At 73.0% G+C, this 13,958-nt stretch carries 11 protein-coding genes; 3 read left to right on the top strand and 8 right to left on the bottom strand.

What is annotated here, in order from left to right; genetic code table 11:
• Positions 1-120 precede the first annotated feature (120 nt).
• From ABTY15_RS36250 to mmuM, 6 genes are all read right to left on the bottom strand, one after another.
• Positions 121-936, bottom strand: a complete 816-nt coding sequence (locus ABTY15_RS36250; protein WP_350605366.1) for a DUF2182 domain-containing protein — start codon at positions 934-936, stop codon at positions 121-123.
• 120 nt (positions 937-1,056) lie between these two features.
• The gene (locus tag ABTY15_RS36255; RefSeq protein WP_350605368.1) at positions 1,057-2,652 is read right to left on the bottom strand and encodes a glycerol-3-phosphate dehydrogenase/oxidase; all 1,596 of its coding nucleotides are present in this window, start codon (positions 2,650-2,652) and stop codon (positions 1,057-1,059) included.
• A gap of 174 nt (positions 2,653-2,826) precedes the next feature.
• On the bottom strand, positions 2,827-4,347 hold the full coding sequence (gene glpK / locus ABTY15_RS36260; protein WP_350605371.1) for a glycerol kinase GlpK: 1,521 nt from the start codon (positions 4,345-4,347) through the stop codon (positions 2,827-2,829).
• A gap of 94 nt (positions 4,348-4,441) precedes the next feature.
• The gene (locus tag ABTY15_RS36265) at positions 4,442-5,167 is read right to left on the bottom strand and encodes an MIP/aquaporin family protein (protein WP_502893673.1); all 726 of its coding nucleotides are present in this window, start codon (positions 5,165-5,167) and stop codon (positions 4,442-4,444) included.
• A 292-nt stretch (positions 5,168-5,459) separates the two neighbouring features.
• Positions 5,460-6,224 carry an IclR family transcriptional regulator gene (locus ABTY15_RS36270; RefSeq protein WP_350605375.1) on the bottom strand — a complete coding sequence of 255 codons (765 nt, stop codon included), beginning with the start codon at positions 6,222-6,224 and terminating at the stop codon, positions 5,460-5,462.
• Positions 6,225-6,365: 141 nt separating this feature from the next.
• Positions 6,366-7,313, bottom strand: a complete 948-nt coding sequence (gene mmuM, locus ABTY15_RS36275) for a homocysteine S-methyltransferase (protein ID WP_350605377.1) — start codon at positions 7,311-7,313, stop codon at positions 6,366-6,368.
• 201 nt (positions 7,314-7,514) lie between these two features.
• On the opposite strand from mmuM, the gene ABTY15_RS36280 reads away from it, so the two are divergent.
• The 3 genes from ABTY15_RS36280 (at position 7,515) to ABTY15_RS36290 (ending at position 11,179) form a co-directional block, all read left to right on the top strand.
• Complete coding sequence (locus tag ABTY15_RS36280; RefSeq protein WP_350605379.1) at positions 7,515-8,417, top strand: NUDIX hydrolase; 903 nt, start codon at positions 7,515-7,517, stop codon at positions 8,415-8,417.
• 41 nt (positions 8,418-8,458) lie between these two features.
• Complete coding sequence (locus ABTY15_RS36285) at positions 8,459-9,007, top strand: NUDIX domain-containing protein (protein WP_350605381.1); 549 nt, start codon at positions 8,459-8,461, stop codon at positions 9,005-9,007.
• Between the two features lie 132 nt (positions 9,008-9,139).
• Entirely contained in the window at positions 9,140-11,179 is a 2,040-nt protein-coding gene (locus ABTY15_RS36290) for an acetoacetate--CoA ligase (protein ID WP_350605383.1), read from the top strand.
• A gap of 75 nt (positions 11,180-11,254) precedes the next feature.
• Here the strand turns inward: ABTY15_RS36290 and ptsP are convergent, their stop codons facing one another.
• On the bottom strand, positions 11,255-12,925 hold the full coding sequence (gene ptsP / locus ABTY15_RS36295; protein ID WP_350605385.1) for a phosphoenolpyruvate--protein phosphotransferase: 1,671 nt from the start codon (positions 12,923-12,925) through the stop codon (positions 11,255-11,257).
• A gap of 77 nt (positions 12,926-13,002) precedes the next feature.
• Positions 13,003-13,452, bottom strand: coding sequence for a PTS sugar transporter subunit IIA (locus ABTY15_RS36300; RefSeq protein ID WP_350605387.1), 450 nt, complete (start codon positions 13,450-13,452; stop codon positions 13,003-13,005).
• Positions 13,453-13,958: the final 506 nt, after the last annotated feature.

Here is a 13,958-nt window from a genome sequence, read left to right on the forward strand (position 1 = left end):
CGGGAGCTACCAAGGGGCGGGTGTGAGCCCACGCGTGTGAGTGAGCCGCGTGAGTGACCCGCTTGAGTCACCGTCGGGGCGGCCGGGCCGACAGCCGGGCCGCCCCCTCCGCATCCCCTGTCACATCCCCATGTCCCCGCTCGGTTGCAGCCCCGGCAGCGGCCAGCCCTGGAACAGCGACACCACCGCCAGTGCCAGGAACGCGATCCCGGCCACCCGTGCCAGCTGCGGCCCGTACCGCCACAGCTTCTCCAGGAAGATCAGCACGGCCAGCCCGGCCATCGCCGCCACGTTCATCACGCCGAGCGGCACCAGCGCGAGCATCAGCGCCCAGCAGCAGCCCAGGCAGTACGCGCCGTGGTGCAGCCCGACCCGCAGGTCCCGCAGCGGCGGGCGGTAGCCGGCGTAGTGCATCAGCTGGGCCATCGGGCTGCGGCAGTGCCGCAGGCAGACGTACTTGAGCGGGCCGAGCTGGTAGAGCCCGGCGAGCGCGTACGCGGCGGCCCCGATCCAGTGCCCGGCGTCCGGGTGGTCGTCGACCAGGTGGCCGGTGAGCGCCAGCCCGCCGTACGCGAGCAGCCCGAACGCGCCCCAGACCAGCAGGTACCCGCCGAGGAACCCGGTGGTGCGCACCGCCCGTACCGCGCCGGTGGACTGACGGGCGATGCCCTTGGCCCAGGTCACCGCCACCGGGGCGACGGAGGGCAGCATCATGGCCGCCATCATGGCCACCCAGAGCAGCAGGAACAGCGGCAGCGCCATGCCCATGGTGCCCGGCTCCACGCCCATGTCGAGCGCCTGCCCGACGGTGAACAGCCAGGCCAGCACGGCGATCAGGGCGATCAGCGACCACGCGACGGCGAGGTCGCGGGCGGGCATCAGCACCCCCGTCCGCAGCGGTCGGCCTTCGACGGCGGGGTGCTGGACGGTGCGCATGGTGCTCTCCCGGGGTGCGGGTCCTTCCAGCACAGCACAGAACCGGGGACGGCAAAACCCCCGCGGGGCCCACGGGGGTTCAGCGGAGCATCACTCAGAGGTGTGCGACCGTCACAGCCGTCACTTACCGGCGCGCTTCGCCAGGAAGGCGTCCACCTCGTCCCGGATCTCCGGGGTGTCGAGCCCGCGCACCGTCATCGTGGTGCGGCGGCGCAGCACGTCGTCCGCGGTGTACGCCCACTCGTTGTCGGCCGCGTAGGCGACCTGCGCCCAGACGTCCGGACCGTCCTCGTGGATCGGGCGGCCGAGCTCGGGGTTCTCGTCGATCAGGCGGGCGATCTCGAAGGACAGGGTGCCGTAGTGGCTGGCCAGGTGCTTGGCGACCAGCGGCTCCATCCGGTTGCCCGGCTCGCGGTCGATCAGCAGCCGGTGCGCGACGGCGTTCGGGGCGCCGACGCCGGGCAGCGGCACGGTCGGGGCGATCGGGGACATGTCCTCGCCGAGGGAGGTGCCGGGCACGTGGGCCAGCTTCTCCAGGACGGTGCGGCCGATGTGCCGGTAGGTGGTCCACTTGCCGCCGGCGACGGACAGCATGCCGCCCTTGCCCTCGGTGACGACCGTCTCGCGCTTGGCGGCGGCGGTGTCGCCCGGGCCGCCGGGCAGCACCCGCAGGCCGGCGAAGGCGTAGGTGATCAGGCTGCGGTCGAGGTGCTCGTCGCGGATGGCGTGCGCGGCCTCGCCCATGATCTGGTCGATGTCCGCGTCGGTGGCCCGGACGTCCTTCGGGTCGCCGGTGTACTCCTCGTCGGTGGTGCCGAGCAGGACGTGGTCCTCCCACGGGATGGCGAAGGAGACGCGGTACTTGTCGATCGGGATGGTCAGCGCGGCGCGCCACGGGGCGCGGCGCTTGACGACGACGTGGGCGCCCTTGGAGAGGCGGATCGACGGCGCGGCGCCGGCGTCCTCCATCCGGCGCAGGTGGTCGACCCACGGGCCGGTGGCGTTGAGCACCAGGCGGGCGTTGACGCCGAACTCGGTGCCGTCCAGGCGGTCGCGCACCTCGGCGCCGGTGACCCGGCCGCCGGTGAAGCGCAGGCCGGTGACCTCGGCGTGGTTGAGCACGACGGCGCCGGCGTCGACGGCGGCGCGCACGGTCATCACGGCGACGCGCGAGTCGTTCATCTGGTGGTCGCCGTAGACGGCCACCGAGCGCAGGCCCTCGGTGCGCAGCGCGGGCACCTGCTGGGCGGCGTGGGCGGCGGTGGAGACCCGGCCCATGCCGTCGCGGAAGGCGGACAGCGCGGAGTACAGGAAGACGCCGGCGCCGAGCTTGGGGGCGCTGTGCGGGCCGCCCTTGTAGACCGGGACGAAGAAGGTCAGCGGGTTGACCAGGTGCGGCGCGACATCGGTGGCGAGGGCGCGGCGTTCCTTGTGGTTCTCGGCGACGAGCTTGACGGCGCCGGTCTGCAGGTAGCGCAGGCCGCCGTGGACGAGCTTGGAGGACGCGCTGGAGGTGGCGCCGGCGAAGTCGCCGCCGTCGACCATGGCGACCTTCAGGCCGGCCTGGGAGGCGGTCCAGGCGACGGCCGTGCCGAGGATGCCGCCCCCGATCACCAGCAGGTCGTAGGTCGCCTTGCCGAGCAGCTCACGGGTCTCGGCGCGGGAGGCGGTGCGGCCGGCGGTGCGCTCGGCGCCCAGGGTCGGGATGGTTGCCATGGTGGTTGTGTACGGCGCGCGTGGTCGGGCGGCGCCGTTACTCCTCTCGTGTGCGTTGTGGCCCCGGTGGCGGGGCCGGTCGGCCCGGTGCGGCGGGCCGGTGAAACCGGTGACACCAGCTGTTCGGACAGCGGGCGGCCGGCCGGGGCCGCAGGGCCCCGACCGGCTTGTCGGTCAGTTGTTCTCGTCCTCCTCCACCCAGCCCATGGTGCGCTCCACGGCCTTGAGCCACTTCTTGTACTCGCGCTCCCGGGTGGCCTCGTCCATGCGGGGGGTCCACTCGGCGGCGCGGTGCCAGTTGGCCCGCAGGGTGTCGAGGTCGTTCCAGAAGCCGACGGCGAGACCGGCCGCGTAGGCGGCGCCGAGGGCGGTGGTCTCGGCCACGTACGGGCGCTCGACCGGGGCGTCCAGGACGTCGGCGATGTTCTGCATGAGCAGGTTGTTGCTGGTCATGCCGCCGTCGACCTTGAGGGCGGTGAGCTCGACCCCGGAGTCCTTCTGCATGGCGTCGACGACCTCGCGGGTCTGCCAGGCGGTGGCCTCCAGGACGGCCCGGGCCAGGTGGCCCTTGGTGACGTACCGGGTCAGACCGGCGATCACACCGCGGGCGTCGGAGCGCCAGTACGGGGCGAACAGGCCGGAGAAGGCCGGGACGAAGTAGGCGCCGCCGTTGTCCTCGACGGTGTTGGCGAGGGTCTCGATCTCGGCGGCGGTGGAGATGATGCCGAGCTGGTCGCGCAGCCACTGGACGAGCGAGCCGGTGACGGCGATCGAGCCTTCCAGGGCGTAGACCGGCTTCTGGTCGCCGATCCGGTAGCCGACGGTGGTCAGCAGGCCGTGGTACGAGTTGACGATCTTCTCGCCGGTGTTGAGCAGCAGGAAGGTGCCGGTGCCGTAGGTGGACTTGGCCTCGCCCTCGTCGAAGCAGGTCTGGCCGAACAGCGCGGCCTGCTGGTCGCCGAGCGCGGCGGCGACCGGGACGCCGGCCAGGTCGCCGACGGCCTCGCCGTAGACCTCGGCGGAGGAGCGGATCTCCGGGAGGACGGCCAGCGGCACGCCCATCGAGTCGGCGATCTTCTCGTCCCACGCCAGCGTGTTGAGGTTCATCAGCATGGTGCGGCTGGCGTTGGTGACGTCGGTGACGTGCTTGCCGCCGTTGACGCCGCCGGTGAGGTTCCAGATCACCCAGGTGTCCATGGTGCCGAACAGGATGTCGCCGGCCTCGGCGCGCTCGCGCAGGCCCTCGACGTTGTCCAGCAGCCAGCGGATCTTCGGGCCGGCGAAGTAGCTGGCCAGCGGGAGGCCGGTCTCGCGGCGGAAGCGGTCCTGGCCGACGTTGCGGCCCAGCTCGCGGCAGAGCGCCTCGGTGCGGGTGTCCTGCCAGACCAGCGCGTTGTGCACCGGCTCACCGGTGTTCCTGTCCCACAGGACGGTGGTCTCGCGCTGGTTGGTGATGCCGATCGCGCGGATGTCGTCCTTGGTCAGACCGGCCTTCTCCAGCGCACCGCGCACGACCGACTGCACCCGGGTCCAGATCTCGGCGGCGTCGTGCTCGACGTAGCCGGGCTGGGGGAAGATCTGCCGGTGCTCCTGCTGGTCGACGGAGACGATCCGGCCGTCGGCGCCGAAGATGATGCAGCGGCTGGAGGTGGTGCCCTGGTCGATCGCGGCGATGTAGTTGCCAGTGGTGGTCATGGAGGGTCCTCGGCTCGGGAAGGAGGTATCGGGTGGGTGGGCCTGACTCGGTTCCTGGTCAGTCCCCGGGTTCGCGGGGGTTCGAACCCGGGCTTTAGAAGAGGGCGTTGTAGACGCCACCGGCGAGCGCGCCGCCGATCAGCGGGCCGACGACCGGCACCCAGGCGTAGGACCAGTCGGAGCCGCCCTTGTTCGGGATCGGCAGCAGCGAGTGCACGATGCGCGGGCCGAGGTCACGGGCCGGGTTGATCGCGTAGCCGGTGGGACCGCCGAGCGACAGGCCGATGCCGACGACGGTGAAGGCGACGATCAGGGTGCCCATGGCCTTGAGGTCCGGGCTGAGGGTGAGGATCGCCATGCAGAGCACGAAGGTGCCGATGACCTCGGTGAGCACGTTCTGGATCGGGTTCCGGATCTCGGGACCGGTCGAGAAGATGCCCAGGGTGGGCTCCTCGTTGGCCTGGAACTGGCCGAGGTAGGTGGCCCAGACCAGGACGGCGCCGATCATCGCGCCGAGCATCTGGGAGCCGAGGTAGAGCGGCACCTGGCTCCAGTCGCCGCTCTTGACGGCGAGGGCGACGGTGACGGCCGGGTTGAGGTGGGCGCCGGACTTGGAGCCGGACATGTAGGCGGCGATCAGGACCGCGAAGCCCCAGCCGAAGGTGATCGCCAGCCAACCGGCGTTGACGGCCTTCGACTTCTTGAGGGTCACGGCGGCGCAGACGCCGCCGCCGAGGAGTATCAGGGCGGCGGTGCCGAGGGTTTCGCCGACGAAGACGTCGCCGTTGGAGAACGCGGACACAAAGACTCCCTTGTCCATATGGCCCGGAGGTTGCGGGTGGGGGCGGGCTGGCCGGCTGATCGCTGTGCGGGTGAGCGCATCGTGGGAGCGATCTTCGCGGCCATCGTTCGACAATGTCGACCGTCATGCGGAAGCTTCCTCCCCCGGTCGCCCCCACGTCAAGGCGGGGTTACGCAGCTGTGACCCTTGCCTCGAAGTTACCCAGCGGAGCCCGCCAAAACAGGGCAAAACGCCAAGGCGCGGACAGGCCTCCCGCCTGTCCGCGCCTCAGCGTGACGAAGTGACCGCCGTCCGCGGTCGGGTGAATCGGCTAGAACCGCCCGGCGCCCAGGTCGCGGGAGATCGCCCGCGCCGCGCTGCGCACCGAGGCCACCAGCGAGGGCCGCACGAAGCCGTCCTCGCAGACCCGCTCCACCGGGCCGCTGATGCACACGGCGCCCACCGGGTTGCGCCGCCGGTCCTGGATCAGCGCGCCGATCGAGGCCACGCCCTCCCAGGTCTCCTCGATCGAGTCGGCCCAGCCGCGCTCGCGGATCAGCGCGCACTCGGCGTCCACGTCGCCCGCCTCGGTCAGCGTCCGCACGGTGTACGACTCGTACGGCCCGTCGCCCAACTCCCCACGGGCGACCGGGTCGTAGGCCACCAGCACCTTGCCCAGCGCGGTGCTGTGCAGCGGCTGCATCGAGCCGACCTCCAGGACCTGCCGGGTGTCGTCCGGGCGGAACACGTGGTGCACGATCAGCACGCCCTGCTGGTGCAGCACCCCCAGGTAGACGGTCTCGCCGGCCGCCCGGGCCAGGTCGTCCGCCCACACCAGCGCCCGCGCGCGCAGCTCGTGCACGTCCAGGTAGCTCTGGCCCAGCCGCAGCAGTTCGGCGCCCAGCTGGTACTTGCCGCTCTCCGGGTCCTGCTCGACGAACCCCTCCTGCTGAAGGGTGCGCAGGATGCCGTGCGCGGTGCCCTTGGCGAGGTCCAGCGCCGTCGCGACCTCCGACAGGCCCAGGCGGCGCTCACCGCCGGCCAGCAGGCGCATGATCGCGGCGGCCCGGGAGAGCGACTGGATCGGGCCGGGCATGGGTACCTCCGCGCTGACAGGCGGTCGACATTGTCGACCACAGTGATAACGGCACGAGTCTGCCAGGCCACCGGCCGTCCGTGCACCTTCCCCCTCGGAAACCCGTCGCCGGGTCGGCGCGCGTCCGGGCCGGAGCGCCCCTCAGTCCCCGGTCCCGCCCAGCTGTCCTCGGCGGACCGCGACCTCCGCCGCCAGCGCGGCGATCCCGTCCGGCCCGACCCGGCAGCAGCCGCCCACCAGCCGCGCCCCGTCCGCCAGCCAGCCGCCCACCCGGGCCGAACGGAAGGTCGGCTCGCCCCGCCAGTCCCGCTGCCCGGCGTCCCACCGCTCCCCGCTGTTCGGGTACACCACCACCGGTTTGCCGGTCACCCCGGCGGCCAGCGCCACCGCCCGGTCGGCGTCCTGCGGGGTGCAGCAGTTCACGCCCACTGCCAGCACCTCGTCCGCCTCCGCCGCCAGCGCGAACGCCTCCGCCAACGGCTGCCCGGCCCGGGTCCGGTCGCCCGCCACGCTGTACGACAGCCAGGCCGGCACCCCCAGCCCGCGCACCACCTCCAGCAGCGCCCGCGCCTCGTCCGCGTCCGGCACCGTCTCCAGCGCCAGCACGTCCGGCCCGGCCGACGCCAGCACCTCCAGCCGCGGCCGGTGGAACGCCACCAGCTCCGCCGTGCTCAGCCCGTACCGGCCCCGGTACTCCGAACCGTCCGCCAGCACCGCCCCGTACGGGCCCACCGAGGCCGCCACCCAGCGGCGCCGCCCGCCCGGCTCGGCCCGCGCCGCCTCCCGGGCCAGCTCCACGCTGCGCGCCAGCAGCCGCGCCGCCTCCGCCCGGCCCACCCCGCGCCGCGCGAAGCCCTCGAAGCTCGCCTGGTAGCTCGCGGTGATCGCGACCTCGGCCCCCGCCGCGAAGTACGCCCGGTGCGCCTCGACCACCGCCTCCGGCGCGTCCGCCAGCAGCCGCGCGGACCAGAGCGCGTCCGACAGGTCGTGCCCGGCCGCCACCAGCTGGTTCGACATCCCGCCGTCCAGCACCAGCGGGCCGGCCGCCAGCGCCGCGGCGAAGTCCGGCGGACGGGCAGCAGTGGGCATGGGGACCTCCTGGGGCGCGGTCGTTCCTGGTCACAGCCTAGAAGCAGGGCGCCCCCGCCGGCCCGGAAAACCATTTGCCGCCGGGGAACGCACTCGCTTACGTTGTGCTCAGCCCGAGAACGACAGCACTTTGTACGACAAACCCGGACGAGCAGCCCCCACGGCGACCCGGACGGCAGCGAGCGCGGAAAGGAGCCGGCGATGGCCGCGGACGCCCCGGACCCCCAGCCCCCGGCCGGGCCCGAGAGCGAGCAGGAGTGGCTCGCCTCCTACGACCCACGCGCCTACACCCCGGTCGCCGTCACGGTCGACGTGGTCGCCCTGACCCTGCGCCAGGGCAGCCTGCACGTGCTGCTGGTCGAGCGCGGCGCCCCGCCCTACCAGGGCTGCTGGGCCCTGCCCGGCGGCTTCCTGCGCGCCGGCGAGGAGAGCCTCGACGAGGCCGCCGCGCGCGAACTCGCCGAGGAGACGGGCCTGTTGGGCACCTCCGAGGTCGAGGCCGCGTTCTGCCGCATCCACCTCGAACAGCTCGGCACCTACGGCGCCCCGCACCGCGACCCGCGCATGCACGTCGTCTCGGTCGCCTACCTCGCCTTCGCCCCCGACCTGCCCGACCCGCAGGCCGGGTCCGACGCCGCGGGCGCCGCCTGGCACCCCGTCGCCGACCTCGACCTGCCCCAGCGGCCCTGCGACCGCTCCCAGACCGCCGGTGTGCCCGCCGACACCCACGGGGGTGGCGTCGACGGGCACACCGGCCCCTGCCGCACCCCGCTCGCCTTCGACCACGCCCGGATCCTCGCCGACGGCCTCGACCGGGTCCGGGCCAAGCTCGAGTACAGCCCGCTCGCCACCGCCTTCCTGCCCCACGACTTCACCATCCCCGACCTGCGCGCCGTCTACGAGGCCGTCTGGGACGAAAAGCTCCACCCGGGCAACTTCCACCGCAAGGTCCTCTCCGTCCCCGGCTTCGTCGAGAGCACCGGCACCACCACCGAGCGCGGTGGCGCCCGCGGCGGCCCGCGCGCCCGCACCTACCACGCCGGCGACGCCCGCCTCCTGCACCCGGCACTGCTCCGCCCCGCCCGCGAGACCGAGATCCACTGACCGCCCCCCACCGCCCCGGCGGGCCCGGCTACCATCCGGCCATGACCACAGACGACCCGACCGGCACGCTCAACCGGCCCAACTCCCACTGCCACTTCTGCGGTACGCCCTACCCGGCCGGCACCCGGAGCTGGCCCCGCACCTGCCCCGGCTGCGCCGAGATCAGCTACCGCAACCCGCTGCCCGTCGCCATCACCGTCCTGCCCGTCACCCGGCCCGACGCCGACCCGGCCCTGGTCGTCATCCGCCGCACCATCGAACCCGGCTACGGGGAACTCGCTCTCCCCGGCGGCTACATGGACTTCGGCGAGAGCTGGCAGCAGGCCTGCGTCCGCGAACTGCGCGAGGAGACCGGCATCCAGGCCGACGCCGCAGACGTCACCCTGGCCGCCCTCGACTCCGACCCGCACGGCCGCTTCGTCTTCGTCTGCGGGCTGCTCCCGGCCCGCCCGCTCGCCGACCTCCCGCCCTCCCGCCCCACCGAGGAGACCGAGGGCTGGCAGCTGGCCACCCCCGACACCCCGCTCGTCTGGGACTTCCACACCCGCGTCTCCCAGGCCTGGTTCAACGGCGATTTCGCCCACCGCTGACCAGCCCGGCACGCGGCCGGGAGACCCTGGCGCAGCGGCCGCTCACATGGCATGGTCTGCACCGACAGCCCAACCGGACGGGCCTGCCACAAGCACTCCCGTCCCCACCACCGGCCGGGAGAGACCACCACCGTGAGCACCCCACCCCAGGACCAGCCGCTCTGGCGCCCCGACCCCGCCCGCGCCGCCGCCACCAGCCTGGTGGCCTTCCAGGCCTGGGCCGCCGAACACCACGGCGCCCCGGCCGCCCCGCTGGCCCCGGCCGAGGACGACCACCAGGCCGAGCAGCGCTACGCCGACCTGCACGCCTGGTCCGTCGAGGACCTCGACCGCTTCTGGACCGCCGTCACCGAGTGGTTCGACGTCAAGCTGGTCACCGACGCCTGCACCACCGAGCCGATCGGGGTCCTCGCCGACGCCACCATGCCCGGCGCCCGCTGGTTCCCCGGCACCAAGCTCAACTACGCCGAGCAGGCCCTCCGGTACGCCGAGGACCCGGCCAACGCCGACAAGCCGGCCATCCTCCACCTCGACGAGACCACCGAGCAACCGGCCGTCCTCAGCTGGGCCGAACTTCGCCGCCAGGTCGGCTCCCTGGCCGCCGCCCTGCGGGCCCAGGGCATCGGCCCCGGCGACCGCGTCAGCGCCTACCTGCCCAACATCCCGCAGGCCGCCGTCGCCCTCCTCGCCACCGCCGCCGTCGGCGCCGTCTGGACCAGCTGCGCCCCCGACTTCGGCGCCCGCAGCGTCCTCGACCGCCTCCAGCAGATCGAGCCCGCCGTCCTCTTCGCCATCGACGGCTACCACTACGGCGGCAAGGACCACGACCGCACCGAGGTCGTCGCCGAACTGCGCCGCGAACTCCCCACCCTGCGCACCGTCGTCCACGTCCCGCTGCTCGGCGCCCCCGCCCCCGAGGGCGCCCTGCACTGGGACGACCTGGTCGCCGACGACGTCGAGCCGGTCTTCCACTACGTCCCCTTCGACCACCCGCTCTGGGTCCTCTACTCCTCCGGCACCACCGGCCTGCCCAAGGCCATCGTCCAGAGCCAGGGCGGCATCCTGCTCGAACACCTCAAGCAGGCCGGTCTCCACCTGGACCTCGGCCCCGAGGACCGCTTCCTCTGGTACACCTCCACCGGCTGGATGATGTGGAACTTCCTCCTCGCCGGCCTCCTCGTCGGGTCCACGATCGTCACCTACGACGGCAGCCCCGGCCATCCCGACACCGGCGCCCTCTGGTCGGTCGCCGCCCGCACCCGCGCCACCGTCCTCGGCACCTCCGCCGCCTACGTGATCGCCAGCCGCAAGGCCGACCTCCACCCCGGCCGCGACCTCGACCTCTCCGCCGTCCGCTGCATCGGCACCACCGGCTCCCCGCTGCCGCCCGACGGCTTCCGCTGGATCTACGACGAGGTCAAGCACGACGTCTGGCTCGCCTCGGTCAGCGGCGGCACCGACGTCTGCTCCTGCTTCGTCGGCGGCGTCCCCACCCTCCCGGTCTACCTCGGCGAGATCCAGGCCCCCTGCCTCGGCGCCGCCGTCGAGTCCTGGGACGTCCAGGGCCGGCCGCTCACCGACGCCGTCGGCGAACTCGTCGTCGTCAAGCCCATCCCGTCCATGCCCACCGGCTTCTGGAACGACCCCGAGGGCACCCGGTACCACGACAGCTACTTCGACATGTACCCCGGCATCTGGCGCCACGGCGACTGGATCACCGTCACCTCGCGGGGCACCGTCGTCATCCACGGCCGCTCCGACTCCACGCTCAACCGCCAGGGCGTCCGGATGGGCTCCTCCGACATCTACGAGGTCGTCGAACGCCTCCCCGAGATCGCCGAGTCCCTGGTCATCGGCCTGGAGGAGCCCGACGGCGGCTACTGGATGCCGCTCTTCGTCGTCCTCGCCCCCGGCGCCGAGCTCGACGACGACCTGATCGGCCGGATCCGCAGCTCGCTGCGCACCGAGCTCTCCCCGCGCCACGTCCCGGACGAGGTCATCACCGTCCGCGGCCTGCCGCACACCCTCACCGGCAAGCGCATCGAGGTCCCGGTCAAGCGCATCCTCTCCGGCACCCCGCTGGAGCAGGCCGTCAACCCAGGCTCGGTCGACAACATCGAGCACCTGCGCTTCTTCGAGCAGCTCCGCCGCGACCGCGCCGCCCAGGCCTGACGCCCGCCCGACCGAACACGCCGAAGGGGCGCCCCCACCACACCGGTGGGAGCGCCCCTCTTCTCACGTCCTCGGCTACTCGCCCGACAGCACCTGCTGCGCCGCGGCCCGCGCCTCCTCGGCACTGTCCGTCGCCCGGGCCGCCTCGGCCGCCCGACGGCACTGCGCCAGCGTGTACTTGGCGAGCGTGCTGCGCACGTAGGGGATCGACGCCGCGCCCATCGACAGGCTGGTGACGCCCAGACCGGTCAGCACCACGGCCAGCAGCGGGTCGGCCGCGGCCTCGCCGCAGACGCCACAGCTCTTCCCGGTGGCCTGCGCCGCCTCGGCGGCCGCCGCCACCAGGTCCAGCAGCGCCGGCTGCCACGGGTCCTGCAACCGGGCCAGCGCGCCGACCTGACGGTCCGCCGCGAAGGTGTACTGCGCGAGGTCGTTGGTCCCCAGCGACAGGAACTCCACCTCCTGGAGGATCGCCCGGGCCCGCAGCGCGGCGGAGGGGATCTCCACCATCGCGCCGAACTTGGCGTCCAGTCCGGCCTGGCGACACGCGTCCGCGAAGTCCTTGGCGTCCCTGCGGTCGGCCACCATCGGCGCCATCACCTCGAGGTGCACCGGCAGTCCGTCGGCGGCCTTGGCCAGCGCGCGCAGCTGCGTCTGCATGACCTCGGGGTTCTCCAGCAGCGTGCGCAGACCGCGCACCCCCAGCGCCGGGTTCGGCTCGTCGGCCGGGGTGAGGAAGTCCAGCGGCTTGTCCGCGCCCGCGTCCAGCGCCCGGACCACGACCCGGCCCTCCGGGAACGCCTCCAGCACCTTGCGGTACGCCTCGACCTGCTTCTCCTCGCTCGGCGCCTTGGCCGAGTCGTCCAGGAACAGGAACTCGGTGCGGAACAGACCGACGCCCTCGGCCCCGGCCGCCACCGCGGCCGGCACGTCCGCCGGCCCGCCGACGTTGGCCAGCAGCGGCACCCGGTGCCCGTCCGAGGTCTGCCCCGGGCCGGAGGAGGCGGCCAGCGCGGCCTTGCGCTCGGCGGCGACGGCCCGCAGCTCGTCCTGCTTCTCCTGGGTGGGCTCCAGCAGCACGTCACCCGAGCTGCCGTCCACGGCGACGACGGTGCCCTCGGCCACCTCGGTCGCACCCGGCAGCGCGACCACGGCCGGCACGCCCATCGCCCGCGCCAGGATGGCGCTGTGGCTGGTCGGCCCGCCCTCCTCGGTCACGAAGCCGAGCACCAGCGTCGGGTCCAGCAGCGCGGTGTCGGCCGGCGCCAGGTCCCGCGCGAACAGCACGTACGGCTCGTCGCTGTCCGGCACGCCCGGCATCGGCACGCCCATCAGCCGGGCCACGATCCGGTTGCGCACGTCGTCCAGGTCGGCGACCCGGCCGGCCAGGTACTCCCCGGCGGATGCGAGCAGCGCGCGGTAGGCGGCGAAGGCGTCGTACACACCGCGCTCGGCGCTGCTGCCGACGGCGATCCGGCGGGACACGTCGGCGGCCAGCTCCGGGTCCTGCGCCATCAGCGCCTGGGCCTCCAGCACGGCCTGCGCCTCGCCGCCCGCCAGGTTGCCGCGGGCGATCAGGTCCGCCGCGACCGCGTCGACGGCCGCCTGGGCCCGGGCCTGCTCCCGCGGGGCGTCCTCGGTCGGGATCTGGGTGGTCGGGGGCTCCAGCACCGCCGTCCCCATGTGCCGCACCTGACCGATCGCGACCCCGTGGCTCACACCCACGCCGCGCAGCGTCTTCTCCATCGTCTTTCTCCGCTATCTCCGCTGAGTGCCGGGCCGCCCCGGCGACTGCCACCGGGCGGGAGTGTGGGTAGGAGGGGTCAGCTCCAGTTGAAGAGGGCGTCGCCGACGGCGGCGTCCCCGTCCTCGCGCAGGTCGCCCAGCGCGTCCGCAGCCGCCTCCAGCGCCACGATCGGCGAGATCGGCGACTTGCCGGCGGCCTCCACCGCAGCCGGGTCCCACTTGATGACCGCCTGACCGCGGGTCACCGTGTCGCCCTTGTTCACCAGCAGCTCGAAGCCCTCGCCGTTCAGCTGCACGGTGTCGATCCCGAGGTGGGTGAGCACCCCGTGCCCGTCCGCGTCGACGACCACGAACGCGTGCGGGTGCATGGAGACGACGACCCCGTCCAGCGGTGCGACGGCCTCGGTCGGCCGACGCACCGGGTCGATCGCGGTGCCCGGCCCGACCATCGCGCCGGCGAACACCGGGTCCGGCACATTGGCGAGCCCGACGACCTTCCCGGTCAGCGGCGACGTCACAGTGGTCATGGTTGTGCCTCCCAAGTGCGCAGAACAGCGAGCGGCCGCGAGCAGCGGCTGGACCATCGGCTGAAGCCTAAATCATGTCAACTTCGGACATACGCTGACATTCCCGGCCGTAGAGCCATGCCCCGCCGACCCCGTCGGCGGGCGTCTCACCGACCCGCCAGTGGTCTAGTCCTCTGGCCGATGCGCCGCACTCTACAGGCATCTTGGCGAATCGGGACCATTGCTGTATATGCTCGCGAGAGCAACAAATCATGCCGCCGTCCGGGTGACACCCGGTGCGCCACGATTCGCACTCGGGCCGACGATCCGCTACGGTTGGTCGAGTCGCCGCAAGACGACGGTTAACACCAGATTTCAGATGCGAAAAGCCCCGGCAAACGGAGCGGAAAACATCTGCTAAGCTGGAAACACGAACGAAGCGCCCGGAGGGCCCGCTGGAAGGCGGTCCGAAGGAAGTGTCCGTTCCTTGAGAACTCAACAGCGTGCCAAAAGTCAACGCCAGATAT

Source organism: Kitasatospora sp. NPDC097643 (genome assembly GCF_040302625.1).
GTDB lineage: Bacteria > Actinomycetota > Actinomycetes > Streptomycetales > Streptomycetaceae > Kitasatospora.